This window comes from Accumulibacter sp. (assembly GCF_031732815.1).
Lineage (GTDB): Bacteria > Pseudomonadota > Gammaproteobacteria > Burkholderiales > Rhodocyclaceae > Accumulibacter.
The window spans coordinates 1-3427 of the sequence record NZ_JAVMKF010000222.1; the positions used below are offsets into that span (position 1 = coordinate 1).

At 63.4% G+C, this 3427-nt stretch carries 5 protein-coding genes; 1 reads left to right on the forward strand and 4 read right to left on the reverse strand.

What is annotated here, in order from left to right; translation table 11 throughout:
• Positions 1–86 precede the first annotated feature (86 nt).
• Positions 87–833 (reverse strand): alpha/beta hydrolase, encoded by a 747-nt coding sequence (locus RKP46_RS14020; RefSeq protein ID WP_311107205.1) that lies wholly within the window; start codon positions 831–833, stop codon positions 87–89.
• Positions 830–1864: a M14 family zinc carboxypeptidase gene (locus RKP46_RS14025; protein ID WP_311107206.1), complete on the reverse strand. Its 1035-nt coding sequence runs from the start codon at positions 1862–1864 to the stop codon at positions 830–832. The genes RKP46_RS14020 and RKP46_RS14025 overlap by 4 nt, the downstream gene beginning before the upstream one ends.
• A gap of 235 nt (positions 1865–2099) precedes the next feature.
• Between RKP46_RS14025 and RKP46_RS14030 the strand changes: the two genes are divergently transcribed.
• Entirely contained in the window at positions 2100–2252 is a 153-nt protein-coding gene (locus RKP46_RS14030) for a hypothetical protein (protein WP_311107207.1), read from the forward strand.
• A gap of 14 nt (positions 2253–2266) precedes the next feature.
• Here the strand turns inward: RKP46_RS14030 and RKP46_RS14035 are convergent, their stop codons facing one another.
• The gene (locus RKP46_RS14035; RefSeq protein ID WP_311107208.1) at positions 2267–2641 is read right to left on the reverse strand and encodes an STAS/SEC14 domain-containing protein; all 375 of its coding nucleotides are present in this window, start codon (positions 2639–2641) and stop codon (positions 2267–2269) included.
• Between the two features lie 88 nt (positions 2642–2729).
• A partial coding sequence (locus RKP46_RS14040) for an NAD(P)/FAD-dependent oxidoreductase (RefSeq protein ID WP_409194150.1) occupies positions 2730–3427 on the reverse strand: 698 nt, incomplete at its 5' end.

The following is a 3427-nucleotide window of genomic DNA, read 5'->3' on the forward strand; positions in this document are numbered from 1 at the left end:
GCTACCAGTGCGTGAAGCCGAAGGACGCCAAGGAATACGGGCTCTGACCCGAAGGCGCCGACCGCTGCGAAGTTATCGCGGCCGGTTCAGGTCGCTTGCCAGAATCGGATCTGATTGAGGACCCACTGCGGATCATCAAGGGGCAGATCGTGCCCGGCGTCCGGGTGGACGGCCAGCGGCACACGCCACCGACGGGCTATCTCCCGCGAGCAGTCTGCCGCAACAAGGCTGTCGCCTTCGCTGGCCAGCAACAGCGTCGAAACCCTCGCTTCATTTGGCGCGCGGTAGCGGGCGGCGGCGAGCACCTGACGCAGCACGTTGCTGCGCGACACCGGCATCGCCGCACGCCATCGACACCAGTCGGCGAGCAGTTCCGAGTCATCCACGCAACGGCGACTGGTCATCGCGAGTACTGCACGCTCGACTTCGGTATCGAGGGCACGGCGGAGCAGCAGGTGCAGGATGGCCGGATAATTCTGCGGGCGCAGGCGATGCCACAGGGGACTGAAGGGGCGCAGGCTTGTGTTGATGAGAACGAGTGCGCCGATCTCCTCCGGGTGCTGCGCCGCCCATTCCGTCGCCACCATCGCACCCAGCGACATGGCGACGATACCGGATCGATCGCGACAACCAAGGAGCTGCGGATCACTGCGGCAGGCAGCGACCAGTTCGGAAATGCTGGCCGGACTCGGCCAGCGATATCGCGTTCCGTTGCCGGGGAGATCGATGCAGATGACTTCGGCCGCCCCCAGAGTCTGTTCAAGCATCGCCGGAAAGGCTCCCCAGTGCCGCGAATCCCGCATCAGGCCGCGCAACAGAATCCACCGCTTCATGATGGCTTGTTCCGGTACCAGCGCTGGAGTGCAAGCTCCTGATGCTGCCGCAGGGTTTCGCCCTCCGGGCGCCAGTGGCGATGGCTCGCGGCCGCACGAACAATGAAGTCAAACCACGCGAAGTGGCGGCGCAGTACGCGCTGCTGGCGATGCTCGATCAGCGGATTGAAGATGCCGTACCGCGAAAAGACCTGCCGCGGATTCTTCTTGACCCACATCCACGACCCCATTTCGAGGGTCAGCGGCAGAAAGAGCTTTTCCGGAACGGCTTCAGCCCGCCGGTAGAGAAAGTCCCACAGGTCGCCGTGCGCCAGGTATTGGCGGCTCTGCGGCTCGAAGACGTATCGGTGGCAAGGGTGCATCTGGTCAAAGATCTCGCTCAGCGCATGCACTTCAGCGATGTCGCGAATGGGGCGTCGCGTGCAGGCATAGGGAAACCAGATGCGGTCGAGAATGCCGAAGCCGGAATGACAGTCGAGGGCGATGCTGAAGTCGCGCGTCAACATTTCTTCCTCGACGATGCGGCAGAGCGCAGCAGCCTCGATCTCCATCGCTGCTCCCGCCGCACCGCGATACCAGGGCAGGCGCGCACCGAAGCGATGACCGCCGAGCAGGAAAGGTGGCCTCTCCTCGGCATCGACCGGCGCATTGCGCATGAGGTCTACGCCGGCCGGATTGGCGCGCGTACCGCGCCACATGCCACCCGGATTGACGACAGGCAGGAAGACAAGACGCACCGACTCGAGCTTGAAGTGCAGGAGGCGGTCCCAGCGCAGCCGGCTGGCCAGGTTGCGCAGATACGACAGGACGACCGCGGTACCGATGCGCTCCAGGCCATGCACCCCGCCGAAGAAGGCCGCCGCTGGCACTCCCGGATCCGGGTTGCCCAGCGTAATGGCTAGCACGGGAAAACAGCGCCCGCCGATATCGACCTGGGCAAGTTCGCGGCACTCCATGTAACTGCCGCCCTGGTCGAGGATGCCCTCCAGTTCCGCCAGTTCGCTCAGCCCCAACTCGTCTCGTACCGCCACCCCGCCATTCTCCCGCGCAAGAATCGCGGCCAAGAATAGCGCAGCAAAGGGCCGGAAATGATGACATCTGCCGGCAACAAGTGCTTAACAATCGCTTGCTAAGCTCGCCGTCATCGTCAGCCATCCTGATTGGATCGAAATGGAAATCCTGCTCAAGCTGCTGGAAGCCGCGCTCGACCGATTCTTCGACGGGGCGTGGAAAAACGTGCATCCGCTCGACTGAGGGAATTGCAGCATGGCCCGAATTTTTCACAGCCTGGTGACACACCCGGCGCTGGCTCTGGGCGGCACGCTGCTCTACGGAATCATCGAACTGATGGCGCTCCAGCGCGCCTGTCGCAACGGACGCGACGGCTCACGCGGGAGTGATCGAACTGTAACCCGCTGACGTCTCCCAGGCCGCTAGTCGCCGATTTCGCACCAGGAGCGGGCTTCCGCCTCGGTCGCGAAGGTCGCGACCCTCAATGGAGTAAGGGCCCGCACCGCCATGGCCAGCATCGTGATGCGACGGTCGGTTGTCACGAATGCGATCTTCAGCCTGGGGTTCGACAGGCTGGACCCGCGCGTTATGGCAGCGCTGTATTCCGCCTCATCCCCGGTGATCGAGATGATCGAGATGTTCTCGACACCCTGCAGATCGTTGATGCTGTAGTGAATGTCGTCGAGCCGGGCGTCGCCGAGAACGGCTTCCTGGCTACGCAAAAACTCCGCCCATGAACAGACCCCGGAGAAACGCTTGTAAACCCCTCTCGGTTCCCACTCAATCGTATATGGCATGTTCGTTTCAAAACCGGTTTGAACTGTCAGGCGGCAGACAGAAAACGTCACAACATCAGAATCACAACTGCCACCGCTAGTGGCAATTCTAGCCTATCGAAAAGCTCAGCATGCTGCGCGCCACCGCTTCCGACACCTTGATCCCATCCACCCCGGCCGAAAGAATGCCTCCAGCGTATCCCGCGCCCTCGCCTGCCGGGTACAGGCCCTTCACATTCACGCTCTGCAGGTCGTCGCCGCGCGTAATGCGCAGCGGTGACGAAGTCCGCGTCTCGACGCCGGTGAGCACCGCATCGTCCATGTCGAAGCCCTTGATCTGGTGCCCGAAGGCGGGCAGCGCCTCGCGCATGGCTTCGATCGCGTACGGCGGCAGTGCTGTGGCGAGATCGGTCAGCCTGACGCCCGGCTTGTAGGAAGGCTCGACCGAGCCGAGCGCGGTCGACGGCCGGCCGGCGAGGAAATCGCCGACCAGCTGCGACGGCGCGTCGTAGTTGCCACCGCCGAGTTCGAAGGCGCGCGATTCGAGCTCGCGCTGAAAGGCGATGCCGGCGAGCGGGTTTTCCATAGAACCCCCGTAATCGGACGGATCGACATTCACGACGATACCGGCATTGGCATTGCGTTCGTTGCGCGAATACTGGCTCATGCCGTTGGTGACGACGCGGTTCGGTTCCGAGGTTGCCGCCACCACCGTGCCGCCCGGGCACATGCAGAAGCTGTAGACGGCACGGCCATTGGCGGCGTGATGCACCAGCTTGTAGTCGGCGGCGCCGAGCAGCGGGTTGC